General features: G+C 30.3%; 16 protein-coding genes and 1 riboswitch. Of the genes, 3 read left to right on the top strand and 13 right to left on the bottom strand.

Going from position 1 to position 18,371, the window contains the following annotated elements; genetic code table 11:
• Nucleotides 1-2 precede the first annotated feature (2 nt).
• The 3 genes from tyrS to VJY32_RS01230 are packed head-to-tail and all read left to right on the top strand — an operon-like array spanning nt 3 to nt 2,732.
• Nucleotides 3-1,238: a tyrosine--tRNA ligase gene (tyrS, locus tag VJY32_RS01220; RefSeq protein WP_353676052.1), complete on the top strand. Its 1,236-nt coding sequence runs from the start codon at nt 3-5 to the stop codon at nt 1,236-1,238.
• Between the two features lie 3 nt (nt 1,239-1,241).
• A complete protein-coding gene (locus VJY32_RS01225; RefSeq protein WP_353676053.1) occupies nt 1,242-1,802 on the top strand; it encodes a pyruvoyl-dependent arginine decarboxylase in 561 nt (186 codons plus the stop codon).
• A 3-nt stretch (nt 1,803-1,805) separates the two neighbouring features.
• Nucleotides 1,806-2,732 (top strand): TerC/Alx family metal homeostasis membrane protein, encoded by a 927-nt coding sequence (locus VJY32_RS01230; RefSeq protein WP_353676054.1) that lies wholly within the window; start codon nt 1,806-1,808, stop codon nt 2,730-2,732.
• Here the strand turns inward: VJY32_RS01230 and VJY32_RS01235 are convergent.
• From VJY32_RS01235 to VJY32_RS01295, 13 genes are all read right to left on the bottom strand, one after another.
• On the bottom strand, nt 2,703-4,106 hold the full coding sequence (locus tag VJY32_RS01235) for a sodium:solute symporter family protein (RefSeq protein WP_353676055.1): 1,404 nt from the start codon (nt 4,104-4,106) through the stop codon (nt 2,703-2,705). The genes VJY32_RS01230 and VJY32_RS01235 overlap by 30 nt on opposite strands.
• On the bottom strand, nt 4,093-4,746 hold the full coding sequence (locus VJY32_RS01240) for a thiamine diphosphokinase (protein WP_353676056.1): 654 nt from the start codon (nt 4,744-4,746) through the stop codon (nt 4,093-4,095). The genes VJY32_RS01235 and VJY32_RS01240 overlap by 14 nt, the downstream gene beginning before the upstream one ends.
• Nucleotides 4,743-7,223, bottom strand: coding sequence for a TonB-dependent receptor (locus tag VJY32_RS01245; RefSeq protein ID WP_353676057.1), 2,481 nt, complete (start codon nt 7,221-7,223; stop codon nt 4,743-4,745). The genes VJY32_RS01240 and VJY32_RS01245 overlap by 4 nt, the downstream gene beginning before the upstream one ends.
• A gap of 79 nt (nt 7,224-7,302) precedes the next feature.
• Nucleotides 7,303-7,398, bottom strand: a riboswitch (TPP riboswitch).
• Nucleotides 7,399-7,458: 60 nt separating this feature from the next.
• Nucleotides 7,459-10,026, bottom strand: coding sequence for a LysM peptidoglycan-binding domain-containing protein (locus VJY32_RS01250; protein ID WP_353676058.1), 2,568 nt, complete (start codon nt 10,024-10,026; stop codon nt 7,459-7,461).
• 129 nt (nt 10,027-10,155) lie between these two features.
• Nucleotides 10,156-10,905, bottom strand: coding sequence for an ATP-binding cassette domain-containing protein (locus VJY32_RS01255; RefSeq protein ID WP_353676059.1), 750 nt, complete (start codon nt 10,903-10,905; stop codon nt 10,156-10,158).
• Nucleotides 10,906-11,652, bottom strand: coding sequence for an ABC transporter permease (locus tag VJY32_RS01260; protein WP_353676060.1), 747 nt, complete (start codon nt 11,650-11,652; stop codon nt 10,906-10,908). It abuts the gene before it with no gap.
• Nucleotides 11,653-11,729: 77 nt separating this feature from the next.
• Nucleotides 11,730-12,377, bottom strand: a complete 648-nt coding sequence (locus tag VJY32_RS01265; RefSeq protein ID WP_353676061.1) for an MBL fold metallo-hydrolase — start codon at nt 12,375-12,377, stop codon at nt 11,730-11,732.
• Nucleotides 12,377-13,588: a chorismate synthase gene (gene aroC, locus VJY32_RS01270; protein WP_353676062.1), complete on the bottom strand. Its 1,212-nt coding sequence runs from the start codon at nt 13,586-13,588 to the stop codon at nt 12,377-12,379. The genes VJY32_RS01265 and aroC overlap by 1 nt, the downstream gene beginning before the upstream one ends.
• An 86-nt stretch (nt 13,589-13,674) precedes the next feature.
• Complete coding sequence (locus tag VJY32_RS01275) at nt 13,675-15,171, bottom strand: Do family serine endopeptidase (RefSeq protein WP_353676063.1); 1,497 nt, start codon at nt 15,169-15,171, stop codon at nt 13,675-13,677.
• A gap of 15 nt (nt 15,172-15,186) precedes the next feature.
• Nucleotides 15,187-15,924 (bottom strand): DNA repair protein RecO, encoded by a 738-nt coding sequence (gene recO / locus VJY32_RS01280; RefSeq protein WP_353676064.1) that lies wholly within the window; start codon nt 15,922-15,924, stop codon nt 15,187-15,189.
• On the bottom strand, nt 15,917-16,960 hold the full coding sequence (gene mtnA / locus VJY32_RS01285) for an S-methyl-5-thioribose-1-phosphate isomerase (RefSeq protein ID WP_353676065.1): 1,044 nt from the start codon (nt 16,958-16,960) through the stop codon (nt 15,917-15,919). The genes recO and mtnA overlap by 8 nt, the downstream gene beginning before the upstream one ends.
• A complete protein-coding gene (locus VJY32_RS01290) occupies nt 16,929-17,837 on the bottom strand; it encodes a PfkB family carbohydrate kinase (protein ID WP_353676066.1) in 909 nt (302 codons plus the stop codon). The genes mtnA and VJY32_RS01290 overlap by 32 nt, the downstream gene beginning before the upstream one ends.
• A 51-nt stretch (nt 17,838-17,888) precedes the next feature.
• Nucleotides 17,889-18,365: an NUDIX hydrolase gene (locus VJY32_RS01295; RefSeq protein ID WP_353676067.1), complete on the bottom strand. Its 477-nt coding sequence runs from the start codon at nt 18,363-18,365 to the stop codon at nt 17,889-17,891.
• Nucleotides 18,366-18,371 lie beyond the last annotated feature (6 nt).

The raw sequence follows: 18,371 nt of genomic DNA on the forward strand, positions 1-18,371 counted from the left end.
AAATGTTGGAGAAAAAAATTTCCTTCCCCCCAATAAATGAACAAATGGATATAATCAAACGAGGAGTATCAGAAATAATCCCGGAAGAAGAATTAGTAGAAAAACTTGAAAAATCATTAAAAGAAAATAAACCACTTAATATAAAACTTGGCTGCGACCCAACACGACCTGATTTACACCTTGGTCATTCTGTAGTTCTAAGAAAGCTTGCACAATTTCAGCAACTTGGTCATACTGCAATTTTAATCATAGGTGATTTTACAGGGATGATAGGCGATCCATCTGGAAGAAATTCTGCACGTCCACCTTTATCATTTGAAGAAGCAAGAGAAAATGGCAAAACATATTTTGAACAGGCTTCTAAAATTCTTGATAAAGAAAAAACAAAAATCGTTTATAATTCTGAATGGCTTGGAAAAATGACTTTTGCCGATGTAATTAAGTTAGCTTCAAAGTATACAGTTGCTAGAATGCTTGAAAGAGATGATTTTACAAAAAGATACAAAAATGGTATTCCTATCAGCATACACGAAATTTTATATCCACTTGCTCAGGCTATGGATTCGGTAGCTATTCAAAGTGATGTGGAACTTGGTGGCACAGACCAGAAATTTAATTTACTTGTTGGAAGAGATATCCAAAGAGAATTTGGTTTATCACCTCAGGTAATTCTAACAATGCCTTTGCTTGTAGGTACGGATGGCGTAGAAAAGATGAGCAAGTCACTGGATAATTATATTGGGATTAATGAATCACCAAAAGAAATTTATGGTAAAACACTCTCAATTCCTGATGAATTAATTTATACTTATTTTGAATTAACAACTGATATATCTAACGAAGAGTTGAGAGCAATCAAGCAACAACTTGAAAATTTAGAAGTTAACCCTCGAGATATCAAACGAGCCTTAGCACGTAAACTTGTAACAATGTATCATTCAGAAGAAGCAGCTTACGAAGCTGAAAGAGAATTTGATAATATATTTGTAAAAAAAGGTCTTCCTGATGAAATTCCAGAATTCAAAGTTGAAAACAATTTAAAGGAAATTGAGATACTGGATTTAATTGTCAAAGTAGGATTTGCTCCTTCAAGAAGTGAAGCAAGACGCCTTATAATTCAAGGTGGTGTTTCAATTGATGGAGAAAAAATTTCTGATATTAAACAAATAATTAAATTAAATAAGCCAATGATTTTAAAAGTTGGTAAAAGAAATTTTATTAGATTAACTTATGATTAAATTATGGAGGTAAACAAAGTGTACGTTCCAACTAAAATCTTTTTTACAAAAGGCGTTGGAAAGCATAAAGAATACTTAGCTTCATTCGAATTGGCTCTTCGCAGCGCTGGTATCGAAATTTGTAATCTTGTGTCAGTCAGTAGTATTTTCCCTGTTGGTTGCAAAATAATCCCACGCAGTCAAGGTCTAAAATTATTAAAGCCAGGTCAGATAACGCATTGTGTGATAGCAAGAAATTCTACTAATGAACCAAACAGATTAATTGCTTCTTCAATCGGAGTGGCTATTCCTGCAGATAAAAATATGTATGGATACCTTTCAGAACATCATCCATATGGACAAACGGAAAAAATTGCTGGTGATTATGCAGAAGATTTAGCAGCTACAATGCTTGCCACAACTCTTGGGATTGAATTTGACGCTGAAAAGGCCTGGAACGAACGTGAACAGGTCTATAAGATGTCTGGTAAAATCGTTCGAACTTTCAATATTACACAATCAGCACAAGGAGATAAAAATGGACTCTGGACAACAGTAATTGCTGTTGGAGTTCTTTTACCATAATTTATGATACACGGACATTTCTTATTCTGGGTTATATTTTCTGTATTAGTTGCAGTAATGTTTTACATTGACCTTTATGTCACTGATCATAGAAAAGATAAAATAGGTATAAGGTCAAGTTTGATTTGGAGCGGTATATGGATATTTACCGCTCTATTTTTTAACCTGCTTATTTATATATTCCTTGAAGACGGGCATCATAAAGCATTGGAATTTCTTGCAGGCTATTTAATAGAAAAATCGCTATCTGTTGATAATCTCTTTGTCTTTTTGATGATATTCAATGTAATGAATATTAAAGATTTACACCAACCTCATATTCTTAAATGGGGAATTTTAAGTGCAATTATAATGAGAATTATTTTTATTCTTGCTGGTGTTGCATTAATAAAATTATTTCATCCAATCATTTACATATTTGGAATTCTCCTTTTCTACGCAGCATACAAAATGGCTTTTCAAAAAGAAGAAAAAATTGATTATGAAAAAAATCCTGCAATAAAGTTCATCACAAAAAAATTTAGAATATTAACACAATACGAAGGTGGAAAATTTTTCGTCAAAAAAAATGGAAAGATTTTTCTTACACCACTCTTTCTTACACTTATTTTAATTGAATCTTCAGATATTGTTTTTGCAATTGATTCTATCCCGGCTGTAATAGCAATTACACGTGACCCTTTTATTATAATCACATCGAATATATTTGCTATTCTTGGTCTTAGAGCACTTTATTTTGCTCTGGCAGGCATAGTTGATTTGTTTATTTACTTGAAATATGGCGTAGCAATAATTTTAGCTTATGTTGGTGTTAAAATGTTAATTTCTGATTTCTTTACAATACCAGTGGCAATTTCTTTATTATTCATTATTATTTGCTTAGCTATATCAATTATATTATCACTTATTAAAAGAAAACATTCTGCCTGAGTTTTTTACTCCAATAAGATGAACAATTAACGAAGTAACTAATCCCACTACCATTGGTTCTATTTCTTTCAGCCATTCGATTGAAATATTATGTTTGATAATGAACCATATGAAACTTGATATTACTCCTAAAATTAGTTCAGCAATAGCATAATTTTCTGATACTTTGATTTTTTCATAGTAAGCACCAAAAATTAATATTATTATTCCAGGAATACATATACTCCCAATTAAATACCATAACGATATAACTGATTGAATATTATATGCGAGAATTACTGAAAGAACTGCTGATACAAAAATACCCGAACGTGTATACATTGGAATTTTATCTTCTCTTTTTTCTTTTTTTAACTTATAAATGAAATCTCTACCGAATGTCGTTCCACTTAAAAATAAAAAACTATTAGATGTCGAAATAATAGTTGCAAATAAAGCTGCATAAAAAATTCCTTTGAGTCCAGACCCTAATACTTTTTCCGCATATAATGGAAATGATAAGACAGGATTTTTTAATTCAGGTATTAATGCACGACTATAAAGTCCAGTTGAAGTAGTTAAAAAATCGAATAATATCCAGAATATAACAGAGATTAAAATTCCATGCTTAGCTATTTTCCCGTTTTTAGCTGCATAACACCTTTGATGAAATCCCGGATCAGCAAATGTCCATAAAGCAATAAGAAACCAAACTATAACATATACAATTGAAGCATCACCTGTTAATTTGAGATGTGTTGCTGGAAGATTATTTCTTAAAAAATTGTAATCTCCTACTTTCAAATAAGAAATTACTACAATTAAAATAAAGCCAATGAACATTATAAAAAACTGAACCGCATCGGTATAAAGGTCAGATTTATATCCTCCTTTCATTAAGTATATAGATGAAAAAAATGCAGCAGCAATTAATGACCAGAACAAGTCAATTCCAAAAACCAATTGAATTAAATTTCCAATCATTAAAATGTATGGTGCGGGCGAAACCAGTATGAATATTAAGAATGAAGAAATTATTCCTGCTTTTTTTCCATAAGTTATTTCAATTTTATCTGGGATTGTAAATAGAGTTGCATTTCGTATTTTCTCTGCAAAGAAAAAAGCAAAGATTATTGCAAAAATGTAATATGGCAACCCTTGAGTAAACCAGCTTAACAAACCACTTCGATAAGTAAATTCACCTACTCCAAGAATTCCACCATACCAGGTGGAAACATTGGTTAAAACAAAAAGCCACAAACCAACTTTTCTACCTGAAAGCAGATATTCTGAAGCGTCCCCCTCTTTTTCTCTGGCTGGTATTAAACCAATAATTAGAATTACAAGAAAGAACAAACTTATTATTAATATATCCAGAGAACTAAAAGAGACCATATTTTCTCATCATTTCAAAATCACGAATCATGAATACTTTGCCGTTTTTTATATGAAGTTCAACTGATTTCCCAATAGCAACATTACTTGTGCTTTCTCGTTTGCCAAATGGAAGCGAAATATTTTTCAATGGATATTTTAAGCCAGATGATTTTATTCTTGTTACTCCATCAAAACCATAAATTGAAATTATTTCACCTGGATAAGTTTGTAATTTTATTTTACCTGTTACAGCTTCAAGTATAGATTTTTTATGAATTACCCTAATTTTAATTTTGCCAAAAAATTTCAAAACGATGCCAAGATTACAGAATGAATGGTCTAATCTATCTCCTGTTGCTCCAATTAAAATTGCTTCATAAAATTCTTGTTTAATTGCATACTTCAAACATTTTTCTACATCCGTATCATTCTGACTTTTCATTTTTATAATTTTACATTTATCATAATAAAAATCGTAAGTCTCAGGCAAAATTGAATCTAAGTCACCTATTATGACATCGGGAACCAAATCATATTTTAATGCGGAGTTGGAGCCTCCGTCAGCACAAATCAAAGTTGAATAACCTTTGCTATCTAAAAAATTAATGACTGATTTTTTCGGAGGCTCACCATTAGCAAGAATTATGCATTTTTTCATAAACTTAATTTAACTCCAAATAAATAATTTCTTTCAGCAGCTGGGAAAAATTCTTTGCCAATACCATAAGCTGCATAGAGATTATCAAAAATATTATTTATCTGCACATAAAACTTAATATTTTTCAAATAAGAATTTACAAATAAATTATAACTTGCATAAAAGTTAGCAACAAAATATGCATCCACTTTATTGTCGGTATAATCAGCTGCCTTAGAATAAATTTTCAAATAATCAGCAAGTTTGGTGTCGTAATTGTCAGTAAAGAATGAACCAACATATTTGCCAGTTAATTGAACCAACAAATTTTCGTAATTCATTTTCAATATTGCATTGAAAGTTATATCAGGGAATCCACTAATTCGATTACCTGATAAATCTAATTTAATAGTTGAAGCAGTTTTCTTGTCATAAAAATAAGCAGCCCCGCTGCTAATATAATTTTTACTCAAAGAACCATTTAGTGTTAGTTCAATAATTTCATTATGTTTAAGTGAAAATGTTCCTTCAAATCCATAATGAATAGTTCTTTCCATATTCCCTGTAATTGGCTGACCAAATCTATCAACCTGACCACGCTTAACAATTTCATCTTTGAACAACATATAAAACAAATTAAATGATGCCATAAAATTTTCTTTAGAATAAGAAGAACCTAACTCAAAATTATTCATTGTTTCTGGTTTAACAAGTGGTTTTGAAAAATCATAAGTACCATCAGGTTTAGTTTCAAATTGAGGAACTGCCCCGCCACTCGATTCAGCAGCATCGTAATAATTTTTAAGTCTTGGTTCTCGTGTTACTCTTGCAAAAGAAAAATACAAATTCCAATCAGATGAATAACGATAATTAATTCCAAATCTTGGATTAAAATAAAGGTCATCAATACTAAAATTATTATTCACATATCTTTCATTTTTTATTTTATATTTATGATAAGATAATTGAGCTTCAGCAAGTATGTTGATATTTGAAGTAAGCTGATAATTTTCATTTACAAAAAAACTCAGTATGTCTTTTCCACCTTCATAGTAATAATAACGGAAATCTTTAGTTAGACCTTTCGGCAAATTTTCACCATAATTAATACTTCCCCAGTGAATAGAGTTATGTAATCGAAGTTCTCCGCCTAATATCAATTCACCATTATTATGTTTAATACTTGCTCGAGGGATCCAACCCCATTGTTTATTTTCAACCATTGCACGAATCAAAACATTCCCGGGATTTTCAGTTGGATAAAATCCATTTTCTTTTGTTAATCTGAAATAAGTAGTATCTGCCCATGAACCATCATAATCAAAAAATCCATTGCCCAAAACTAAAAACAAAGCAGAGTTAAATGTTACATTATCATTCAGTTTAAACTCATTTAATAGTTCAAAATGAGGTTGTGAGAAATTTTCAATTTCATCTGGTCGTCTTTCGAGTGTGTAAGTATAATTTTTTTCATCTGCTTCCCAGTAAGAATAATTTGCTTTACGAAGATTTCTATCTTTTATGGCAAATTTTGGTAAGCCTGTATATGCAAGACCATCAGCAATTGGTCCACCAAAAATATTGATCTGTGTAATTAGATTGTCATCGTAACGAACCGCAGATAAATGATAAGATTTTAAATCAACCCAGCTCGAATTGCGATATCCACTGCTCAAAGTTTGAGAAAGCTTAGCATAAATTGAATATTTGTTATTAATTAATCCACTTGAAACAGCGGCAGAATATTTTCTTGTATTAAAACTTCCAATTGAAGAAGAGAATTCCACACGAGGCTGGTCGGAGTAAGTTGATGTAATAATGTTAATAGCACCACCAATTGCAGCATAACCTGCTATACCAGAACCTGCTCCTCTTTGCACTTGAATTAATTCTGTGCTTTCAAGTAAATCTGGGAAATCAATCCAGTAAACATTATGATCTTCCGGGTCATTTTGTGGAATTCCATTAATAGAGACTGAAATTCTGCGCTGGTCAAATCCTCTAATACTCAAATAATTATATCCAAGCCCATTTCCATTTTCTGAATAAAAAGTTGCTGATGGAGTATAACTTAATATTTCTGGTATGTCTTGATAAGTATATGTATCGGCAATTTTGCTGCGTTCAAGTTTAGTAAAACTTATCGGTGTTATACCAGATTTAGCAATTGTTCCTTTTACAAGAACAGTTTGACTAGTTATTAATTTACTTTCAAGGAATATATTTTTATCTGTTAGTTTTAATAGTTCTTCAATTGAGATTTCCTTTGGTTCATAACCAAGATACGAAATCAATAATTTATCAGAACTTTTGAATTCTCCTTTAAGAATAAATTTTCCATTTTCATCTGTACTTGTGCCGATATGTGTACCTTTAACTATAACATTTGCTAAATATAAAGGTTGTTTACTAGAAGAGCTGAAAACTCTTCCATTTATTATAGTTTGTGCATAAATATTATTTAATAAAAACAAAAAAAGAATAATTAAGTTTTTCATTTTTATTCCTCCTTCCCTTGCAAATGCAAGATTTTTAGAAATAAAAAAGCCGTTTTTGAGGAAAACGGCGTAACTTAATTATTCTTTGTTACCGTTTCCCTACGCTGGCATTACCCAGATCAGGTTCGAGGGTATAATCTCAGCCCCATTTAATGGAGCACCCCTAACGACTTTTTTATTTTTAAGAACTAATTAGTTAAATAAATTTTCAGTGCAAATGTAATCAATTATTCTTTTATTTTCTAATCTTAAGAACCTGGCCAATTTTTACTTTGTCACTTTTAAGATTATTCCATGAAATTATATCAGCAACAAGAACTTTGTAAAGTTTTGCAATTGTCCAGAGCGATTCACCTTCTCTAACTTTGTGAATCTGAACTTTTTCAGTAGTATTATTTTTTGCAATAAGATCTTTATTTGTTGACTTAACTTTTGATTTGGTATCTACTTCACTATCCGAGTAAAGTATCAATGTTTTTCCAGCAACAATATTATTATTTTTTAAGTTGTTCCATCTCTTAATATCATTTATAGTAACATTAAAGTTCTGTGCAATCTTACCAATTGAATCCCCTTTCCTGACAACATATTTAACAACATTTGAATTTCTTTTAACAGTGTTATCACCATATGAACGAATGTCTTCATTGCCATGAACAGTTAAGACTTGTCCTAATCTAACTGAATTTGATTTTAAGTTATTCCACTTTTTAAGCTGAGCTATTGTAACTCCAAATTTTGTTGCAATTTCGCTTAATGAATCTCCTTTACGAACTTTATATTTTGTTGTTGTTTTATTTGATGCAGAATTCAATGACATATTTCTTGTGTTACCAGAATAAACAACCAATTTTTTCCCTTTATAAATATTATTGCTTTTCAGATTATTCCATTCTTTCAATTGAGCTACTGTTACTCCATATTTAGCAGCAATACTTGATAATGATTCTCCGCTTCTTATTTTATGCTCAATCCATGTTTCATCAGAGTTTACAAATAAAATTTCGCTCTTTTCTTTTTCGCTCATTTCGTTAATTCTGGAATAATAATCAACTTTGTCTTTTGGAACATAAATAGTCAATTCCTGACCTACTTTTACTGTGCTTGTATATGGAAGATTATTCCAGTTTCTTATGTCCGATACTCTTACATCAAATAAATCAGCAATATCAACAAGATTATCTTTACTTTTCACAATATAGTTAACTGGAATTTTTCCTTCAGGAACTATAAACTCGACGGAATCTTCCAACATAGCTGAATAAAGCTGAGCATACTTATCATCATTTGTAGAAGTTGTAATTTGAAGTTTGTAAGAAGGGTTATTATCAAGTGAAGTAATTTCTTCTTCAATAGCTGGAAGCATATCGGTATTTATTGGGAGGTCATCAACATCGATATTAGATTTAGGAATTTTTAATTCAATACCTGGAGTCAACTTTTTTCGTGAAGAAATTCCATTAAATTCTGCAAGTTGAGAAATACTCACATCATATAAATTAGCAATTTTATATAAAGTTTCTCCTGCTTGAACAGTATGAATAACATATTGACGTTTTGCATCGTCGGGTAAATTTTTAAGATTTTGAGCAAATACATCATAAACTTTAGAAGGAATTTTTAATGGATAGCCGCCATCATAATTAGGCGGGGTAACATTTTGTGTTAATTCAGGATTCATATCACGTAGTAAATCAACACTAATTCCTGCACATTTTGCAAGAACATTCAAATCGATAGACTCATTAATTCTATAGACTGCATAATCATGAGGTTTTTCATACTGAACATCAGTAAAACCATATTTTTCAGGTTGACTTGCAATCAATGTTACAGCAATATATTGCGGCACATAATTTCTTGTCTCTCGTGGTAAATAAGGAAGTATTTTCCAGAAATCACTTGACCCAGCTCTTCTCATTGCTTTACGTACTCTTCCTTCACCGCTGTTATAAGCTGCAAGTGCTAAATACCAATCTCCCAAAGAATAATATAAATCGCGAAGATGCCGTGCCGCAGCCCGAGTTGCTTTTTCAGGGTCTTTTCGTTCATCAATATAAAAATTAATTTCCAGGTCATAAAGTCTGGCAGTACCTTTCATAAACTGCCATATTCCAACAGCTCTTGCCCAGGAACGAGCAATTGGATTTAATCCACTTTCAGGCATGCTAAGAAAAATTAACTGCTGCGGAACTTTTTCTTCTGCAAATATTTTTGCCATCATTGGGAAAAATTTACCAGAACGAGAAAGCCATGTTTCTATATATCTTCTCCCTCTTCCAGTAAAATATTCAATATACTTTTCAACATATTTATTTATTTCTAAAGGAAAATCCCCAACTATTACTGTAGTATAATTATCATCAATTACTGCAACAGAATCTTCAAGCATTGGAATTTCAGGAATTCTTTTATTCATCCATTCTTCAAGTGCACTTATCGATGTATTTTCTGGCAATTCTTCTAAACTTTCAACATAACTTTGATAATCATCTACTATTGCATTCTCTAACTGTATGAAAGTAGAATTTTCTTCGATATTAGGATAATAACTAAGTTTGTTAATTGTCGATAATGCAGATTCATAATAATTCAAAGCTTCAACCTTAAAACCCAATCTTTGTTTATAAAGAGCTTTCACATAATCCCTGCGTGCATTTTCTAGCATTTCGTTTACAATTGATTGAATTCCCGATGTTTTAACGGTATCTGAAATTGTTCGGCTTGTTTTTGTTGTTGAGTTAAGTGAACCGCATGCATTAATAAGTAGAACAATAATCGGTAGGAATAGTATTTTTTTCACACACACTCCGTATTTGAATTTTGTTTGCAATTTAATGTCTTATGAAAATTTTGTCAAGTAAATACTTAAAAAGTTTTATTATTTATTTCAACAAAAACAACTTAAAATGAAAATTGTCTAAAAATGTAATTAAACAATTAAATCGGAAAACATATTTGAATAGTCAAGTGATTTGTAAATATTGATTATTTCTTCTCTTACTTTAATAAATTCATACGAGTTAAAAATTGAAAAATCTTTTTCGCTCCCAAAATTGGTTTCAATTGATTTTATTATTTCACCTGGATTTTTTTTCATTAAATAAATTTTATCGGAAAGAAATATTGCTTCGTTTATGTTTGTTGTTGTTAAAAGAAATGAAACTTCAAATTCATGTTTAACTTCTTTAATTAAGATTAAAATTTCACCACGGCTTTGTGCATCCATAATTGTAAATGGTTCATCTAGTAAAATTAAGGATGAATTACGAATAAGAGCTTGCGCTAATAAAATTCTAAATCTAAATCCATAACTTCGATTATTCGGTATATGAAATTCATAACCATCTAATCCAACAAATTCTATAATCTTTTTTACTTTATTTTCATCATATTTTTTTATTCCAAACAAGATATTTTCTTTTACTGTAAGCCATGGAAAGGATGCTGGTTTAGAGGGGATTAAAAAAATTTGACTTTTAAAATCATTGATAATATTTCCATTGAAATTTTTTTCAATACCTTTTATGATTTTTAATAAAGAAGATTTACCGGCACCAACAGGTGCTAGGACAGATGTAAACTCTTTATCGCCAATATTAAACGAAAGATTTCTGAATAAAATATTTTTTACTCCATATTCATCCACAAATTCTTTAGATAAATTTTTTACTTCAATCATTTATAATTCCCAGAAAAAATATTTTTTTTGAATAAATTTTAGTAATGAACTCCCAAGCCAGATAAGTAATGTTATAATTAATGTCAAAGCAAAAATTCCAGCAAAATCATTATATAATAATATTTTTCTGTAAGCTCCCCCGAAACCATTTCCATCAATATATTCATAAATTAAAATAATTATCCATAATGAATAATGAATTTGAATTAATTTTTGAAATAGTGACGGTTCGAGTGACTTAAAAATTACTTTTTGAAAAATTTCTTTTTCACTCAATCCTAAGTTTTTTGCAGCTATGTAATATTCTTCTTTAATATTTTTCATCTCATCAAACAATGAAATTTTTAATAATGCGGCAACAAAGATAAATCCAAAAATAAATTCGGCAATGATGGAATCATTAAACCAGAAAATAAAAATGACAACGAGGAATAATGAAGGTATATATTTATAAAATGCAATGGTATTATAAATTTCCTTAAATAAATTTATATAATAAAGTAAATGTTTGAAGATAACAAAGACAAAAACTGAAGCTAAAGTTAAAGAGAAATAAACGCAAGTAGTTGTTAATGCCATTGAAGCTAATAAATTATAATCTGCCCAAATTGAAGAAAAAGATTCAATTAGCAGAGATGGTTTAGGTAATATTTTATTGATTGGAAGAATTAATTCAAAAAGTAATATGTATATAAACAGAAGTGTAAATAAAAAGTAAAATTGATTTTTTAAGTTATTCGTCTTCATTTTTATAATTATGTCACATAATTGTAATCAAGAATGATTTCAATGGAAAATTATTTATAAAAAAAACTTAAATCAAATTATAAATTCGTCAAGTAAGAATTAAATTGTTTTTCATTACCAATAGAAGATTCATCTTCGTGACCTGGAAATATAATTACATCATCAGGCAGTGTTAAAAGTTTTGTTTTGATAGAGTTCATCAAAATTTCATAATCACCGCCCCATAAATCAGTTCTGCCAATACTTCCTTTGAAAAGAACATCGCCAGTAAAACAAATTTTTTCCGATTCTAAATAAACACAAAATTCACCTGGCGAATGGCCTGGTGTGAAAAGAAATTTTACATCACAATTCCCGAATTTCAATATTTTATCTTCAGATATAAATTCGTCTGGCAGTGGAGATTGGTTGAATTTGATTCCAAAATAATTCGATTGCTCTTTCATAATATCAAGAAGGAAAATATCTTTTTCTGGCATTAATAATAAAGGATTATAATTTTTTTTAACAAATAAATTCCCAAGAATATGGTCGATATGGCAATGAGTATTGATTATAAATTTCGGGACTAAATTATTATTCTCTATAAAATGTGCTAATAACTTTTGTTCGTTCTTGTTAGAACAACCGGGGTCAATAACAATTGTTTCTTTTGAATTATTGTCCCAAACAATATAGGTATTTTCAAGAAATGGATTGAAGATAAATTTCTGAACTTTAATCATTATATAGCAAAATTCTTTTTAATTCTTGAAAAATATTTTTTCATATAGTTCGAATAATTATCTTTAACTTCTTCAATCGAATCACCACCGAATTTTTGAAGAAAAAGCTTTGCGATTGTCCATGCAGCCATTGATTCTGCTATTACTGCACATGCAGGAACAGCAACAAAATCACTTCTTTCTCTTCTTGCTTCTATGGTTTTCATTTTTGATAGGTCAATAGATTGAATTGGCGACATTAATGTTGCAATTGGCTTCATAGCAGCTCTAATTATTAAAGGCAATCCTGTTGAGATACCGCCTTCAATTCCGCCTGCTCGGTTTGTTTTTCGTGAAAATGTTTCACCTTTCAAAATAATTTCATCATGGACTTCAGAACCGAAAAGCTCAGCTGATTTAAATCCAAGGCCAATTTCGACTCCCTTTACTGCTTGTATTGACATAATTGCAAGCGAAAGTTCAGCTTCCAATCTTGTATTATATTCAACAAAACTCCCGATTCCTGGAGGTAAACCAGTTACAATAACATAAAATGTTCCGCCTAAAGTATCTCCTCTTTTCTTAGTTAATTTAATTTTTCGAATAATTTTTTCTTCCTGATTTTTATCCAGAACACGAACTGAACTTTTATCTGACAGTTTATTTAATTTTTCTGCTGAATAATTATGTGAAAGTTTATTTAGTAAAAATTTTTCTGCAATATTTTCTTTTGAATATATTCCACCTATACTTTCAACAAAACTGCCAATATGAATTCCAAATTCACTTAAAAATTTTCTTGCAATTGAACAACCGGCAACTCTAGCAGCAGTTTCTCTTGCACTTGAACGTTCTATTGAATTTCTAATATCATCAAAATTATATTTTGTAACTCCAACTAAATCTGCATGCCCAGGTCTGGGGATTGTAACTTTATCAATTTTTTTATCAACTGGTTCTGCACTCATTGATTCTTTCCAGTTTTCCCAGTCTTTATTCCAAATAATCATAGAAATCGGGGAACCAAGAGTTTTGCCATGTCGAATGCCTGAAATAATTTCAACCTGGTCTGTTTCTATTTTCATTCTAAGTCCTCTTCCATATCCTGCCTGACGTCTTTGTAATTGTTCATTAATATAATCTCGGGAGATTTCAAGATTGGCTGGGAATCCAGTAACAATTGTTGTTAAACCTTTTCCGTGTGATTCACCTGCAGTAATTAATTTTATCATTTCTTTCTCTCAAATTATAGTTTTGCAAATATAAAAAAAGCGTCCATAATAAGGACGCTTTTTCATTTCTCTACATGAAATAATTTTTACTTAGGTATTTCTAAACCCACCAATCTTGAATTTCCTTGATCATCAACCAGTTTAAGCAAAACAGCTTCTCCTTTTTTACTTTCAATTATTGATTTCAATTCCGAAACATTGTGTATTTCTTTTTTATCTGCTGCTGTGATTATCAAACCTTCTCCAATTCTTTGATTGTATGCTTTGCTAAATCTTTTAACATCAGTAATCAAAACCCCGTTTTCAACTTTATAATCTTTCAATTCATCTTTGGTCATATTTCGGACTGTAAAACCAAGTTCTTCAAAATTATATTCTTTGATATCTTTTTCTTCTTTTGAATTATCTTTCTTTGAAACAGTTGTAGATTTTTTGCTTGCATCTTCATCGCGTGGCTTTAATGTAACATATCTTTCAATTTCCTTACCATTTCTAAATATTGTTAATTTTACTTCTGTTCCTGCACGTTTTGATGCAACATAAGATTGCAATTCATTTGGTTGATTAATTTCTTTATCATCTATTTTAAGAATTACATCGCCTTCTTTTATATCAGATTTTTCAGCTGCCCCACCTTTTACAATATCCTGAACAAGAACACCCTTTGGCTCTTTCAATCCAATTGCTTTTGCAGTTTGAGCATCAACTTCAGAAATACTTACACCAATATAACCACGATTAACCCTCCCATTTTCAATTAAATCCCTTGCAACAGATTTTGCAAGATTAATTGGAATTGCAAAACCGTAACCAATGTAGCTTTGTGTCATTCCATTTGTAGCAATTGCAGAGTTAATACCAATTACGGCTCCGTTTAAATCAACAAGTGCGCCACCGCTATTTCCTGGATTAATTGCTGCATCTGTTTGAATGAAATTTTCTACAGCATATTGGTCTCTTATAATATTAATGTTTCTGCTTTTAGCACTAATAATTCCTGCTGTAACAGTTGAAGTTAAAGATAATGGATTACCGATTGCCATAACCCATTGTCCCACTCTAATTTTATCTGAATCACCGAGATATGCTACCGGTAAATTTTTAGCGTCTATCTTTATTACTGCTAAATCTGTTAATGGGTCTGTTCCAATAATTTCAGCATCGAATTGTCTTTTGTCGTGTAAAGTTACAGTCACCTGCTTTGCATCTTCAACCACATGATTATTAGTTAAGATATATCCATCATCAGAAATTATAATGCCGCTACCTCCACCCTGTTGTTCTTTTGGAATATCATCTTTGAATGGGAAGAAGAAGTGAAATTCCTGTGGAAATTTATTTTTAACAGTTGTAACAACTGTGATTTGTACAATTGATGGGGTAACTTTTTCTGCGGCAAGAATAAATGCATTGTTAAAAGCTTCTGCTTGTGGGTCTAATTTTTCGACTGGTGGTTTTGCAGCACCTATTTGAATATCTGCATAACTTGGTTTTACCCAGCCAAAGTTAGAAACAAGCACCGCCCCAAAAATTACTCCGAATAAAATTAACGATAATGTTCCAAGAATATTTTTACTTTTCATTTATAAATCCTCCTACTAACTTAATTCTAATGATTTTAAACCCTGGAATTCATGTATATGATATTTTATAAACTTTTCAAGCAAACGAATGATTGTGTTCAGGTCATCATCTTTGTATTTAATATTATTAATTTTGCTGCTTAGACATTTTAATAAATTGAAAAGTTCCTCTGTAAAGTTGAAGTGAATTATTCTATCTTCACGGCATTCATCACACAAAATTCCTGTTTCATAATTATAAGAAACTTGTGAACCATTAATCAATTCTTTTCTGCACACTGAACAGTGAGTAGTTGGGAATTCATAACCAATTTCTTTAATAAAGAATAAAAAATACTTTGCAAAGTAATATTTAGCATCTTTTTCTTTGTCATTCAATAAATCAAATATTCTAACAGAACCATTAAACAATCTAAAATTATGGTCATGTTCTATTGTTAAATTTAAGAGAAGTTCAATTACAGCCGAAGCATATTTTAATCTTTCAAAATCTTCTTTGATATTTGAAAAATGCTGAAGTAAATCTGCATCGCTTATAAGCTGAACATCTCTTGTTTCTTTTCGATAAAGAACTATTTGAAGAAGATTAAATGTATCTACTATCATCCCAATTTTGGATTTTGACGAACGCGCTCCTTTAATGATAGCAGAAAGTTTTCCAAAATCTTCTGTATAAAATTGAGCTATCTTACTTGTATCACCATAATCAATTTTTCTTAAAACAATTGCTCTTGTTTTAACTAATTCAGACATTGCTAAAATCAAATGGTGGTAAATGCAAGGTTTTTTCAGTAATTATTCCTGAAATTAATTCGTTTGGAGTAACATCAAAAGCAGGAGAGAAAACTTCAAACTCTTCGGACGTTATTTGATAATTATTAAAATAAATTAATTCTTTTTTATCTCTCATTTCAATCTTAATTTCGCTTCCGTTAAAACAATTTTTATCTATTGTTGAAGAAGGTGCAGCGACATAAAATGGAATATTATGATATCTGCAAAGGACCGCCAGGTTGTAAGTTCCAATTTTATTTGCAACATCTCCATTTACAGCAATTCTATCTGCTCCAACAATTACCAAATCAACTTTATGTTCTTTCATTAAAACTGCAGCAGATGCATCTGTGTTAATTGAAAATGGGATTCCCATTTTCTTTAATTCCCAGGCAGTTAATCTTGAACCCTGAAGTAATGGTCGAGTTTCATCAACATGAACAAATTCTACTAAATTATTTTCATATGCTAATCTTATCACATTAACTGCTGTTCCATTACCACCAGTTGCAAGAGCTCCTGCATTGCAATGTGTAAGAACACGAGATTTTTTCTTAAAAATTTTTAATCCATTTTCAGCAATTGCATTACACATTTTAATATCATCTTTATGTATCTGAACTGCTCGTTCTACTAACCTGTGATAAATATCAGAATCGTTTTTATGATTATCATAAATTTTTTTTATTTCATTTAATCCATAAAATAAATTAACAGCTGTAGGTCGTGTTGAAGATAAACGATTATAAGCATTTATAAAAATTTGCTCGATATTATTTTTTATATTTTTTATCGACAATGCCAGACCATAAGCTGCTGCAATACCAATTGCAGGAGCACCTCTAACTTCTAATCTCTCAATAGCAAGAGCGATTCTTTCAAAATTATCTGTAATAATATATTCTTCAGTCAGTGGGAGTTTTGTCTGATTAAGTATTATAAGTTTATCATCTTTGAATTCTATTGCTTTTGGAATATTCATCTTAAGAAAAGCTTGATAATTCTCGAAACTCATAAAATCTATTTTGAATTTCTAAGTAGCTTAAATCTTCAAGACCCTTAGTGCTGAACTTTTCAACACAAAAAGAAGCCATAATACTTCCATAAATGACAGCTCGTTTCAAATTTTCGAAGGATAAATCTCTAGTTTTATGTAAATAACCTGTAAATCCTCCGGCGAATGCATCACCTGCACCAGTTGGGTCGTAAATATTTTCCATCGGATAAGCAGGAGCAGAAAATATCATATCTTCACCAAAAAGCAGTGCACCATGTTCCCCTTTCTTGATTATTAAATATTTTGGACCCATTGCAGAAATAATTTTTGCTGCTTTAATTAAATTTGGTTCTTGAGATAACAAACGCGCTTCTGAATCATTTATAATTAATACATCTACTCGTTTCAAAACTTTTAATAAATCTTCTTTAGCTCCTTCAATCCAGAAATTCATAGTATCGCAAACTATAAATTTAGGATTTTCAAGCTGGTCAAGAACATTCAATTGCAGTTGCGGTGAAATATTGCCAAGTACTATGAACGGATATTTTCTTTTTTTCTCAGGTATTATTGGATTAAAACGCTCAAAAACATTTAAATGAGTAAAGAGTGAATCACGAACATTCAAATCATAATGATAACGACATCCATATCTGAAAGTTTTTTCTCCTTTTACAATTTGTAAACCTTCAAGGTCAATATTGTGGTCCTCAAGCATTTTAATATGCTTATGGTCAAAATCTTCTCCAACTATACCAACAATACTGACCGGTCCAGTAAAATAACTTGCTGCAAGTGAAATGTAAGTTACTGAACCACCCAGTGCATTTTCTACTTTATCGAATGGTGTTTCAATATCATCAAAACCAATTGAACCAACAATTAATAGACCCACTTTAATACCTATTTTTAATTTTTTCTTAAAACTAATATAAATAATTACATATCATTTTTTATTGTTATTGAGTTTTATTTCAATAAATTCATCTTCTTTTTCTCTTTTTATAAAAAAATTATAAATAATATCAATTGACTTACGCTGACCATCCCATGCAACTAATTTTTTTGCTTTGTTCTTTTTAACCCATCTGAATTCTGTATGTTCTCTTGAAATTTTTATTTCTTTATTTTTTTCAATGAGTGCAACAAATACTGGTATTAAATTCAGTTCATTATTCTTTCTGTTATAGAAAGAATTAACATTTGGCACAATCCATAATTTTTCAGGGATTAAATCTGTTTCTTCATGAATTTCTCTTATCACAGTTTGATAAGCATTTTCTCCTTTTTCAATACTGCCTGTTACCATCTGCCACAGATTTGGATATTTTACTTTCCCTGAACGTTTAAGAAGTAAAAACTCGATGCTGTTTTTTGTTCTTCTTATTATATGTGCTTCAATTAAATTAACTGATATCTTCATATTAAA

The organism is Rosettibacter primus (assembly GCF_036860675.1).
GTDB lineage: Bacteria > Bacteroidota > Ignavibacteria > Ignavibacteriales > Melioribacteraceae > Rosettibacter > Rosettibacter primus.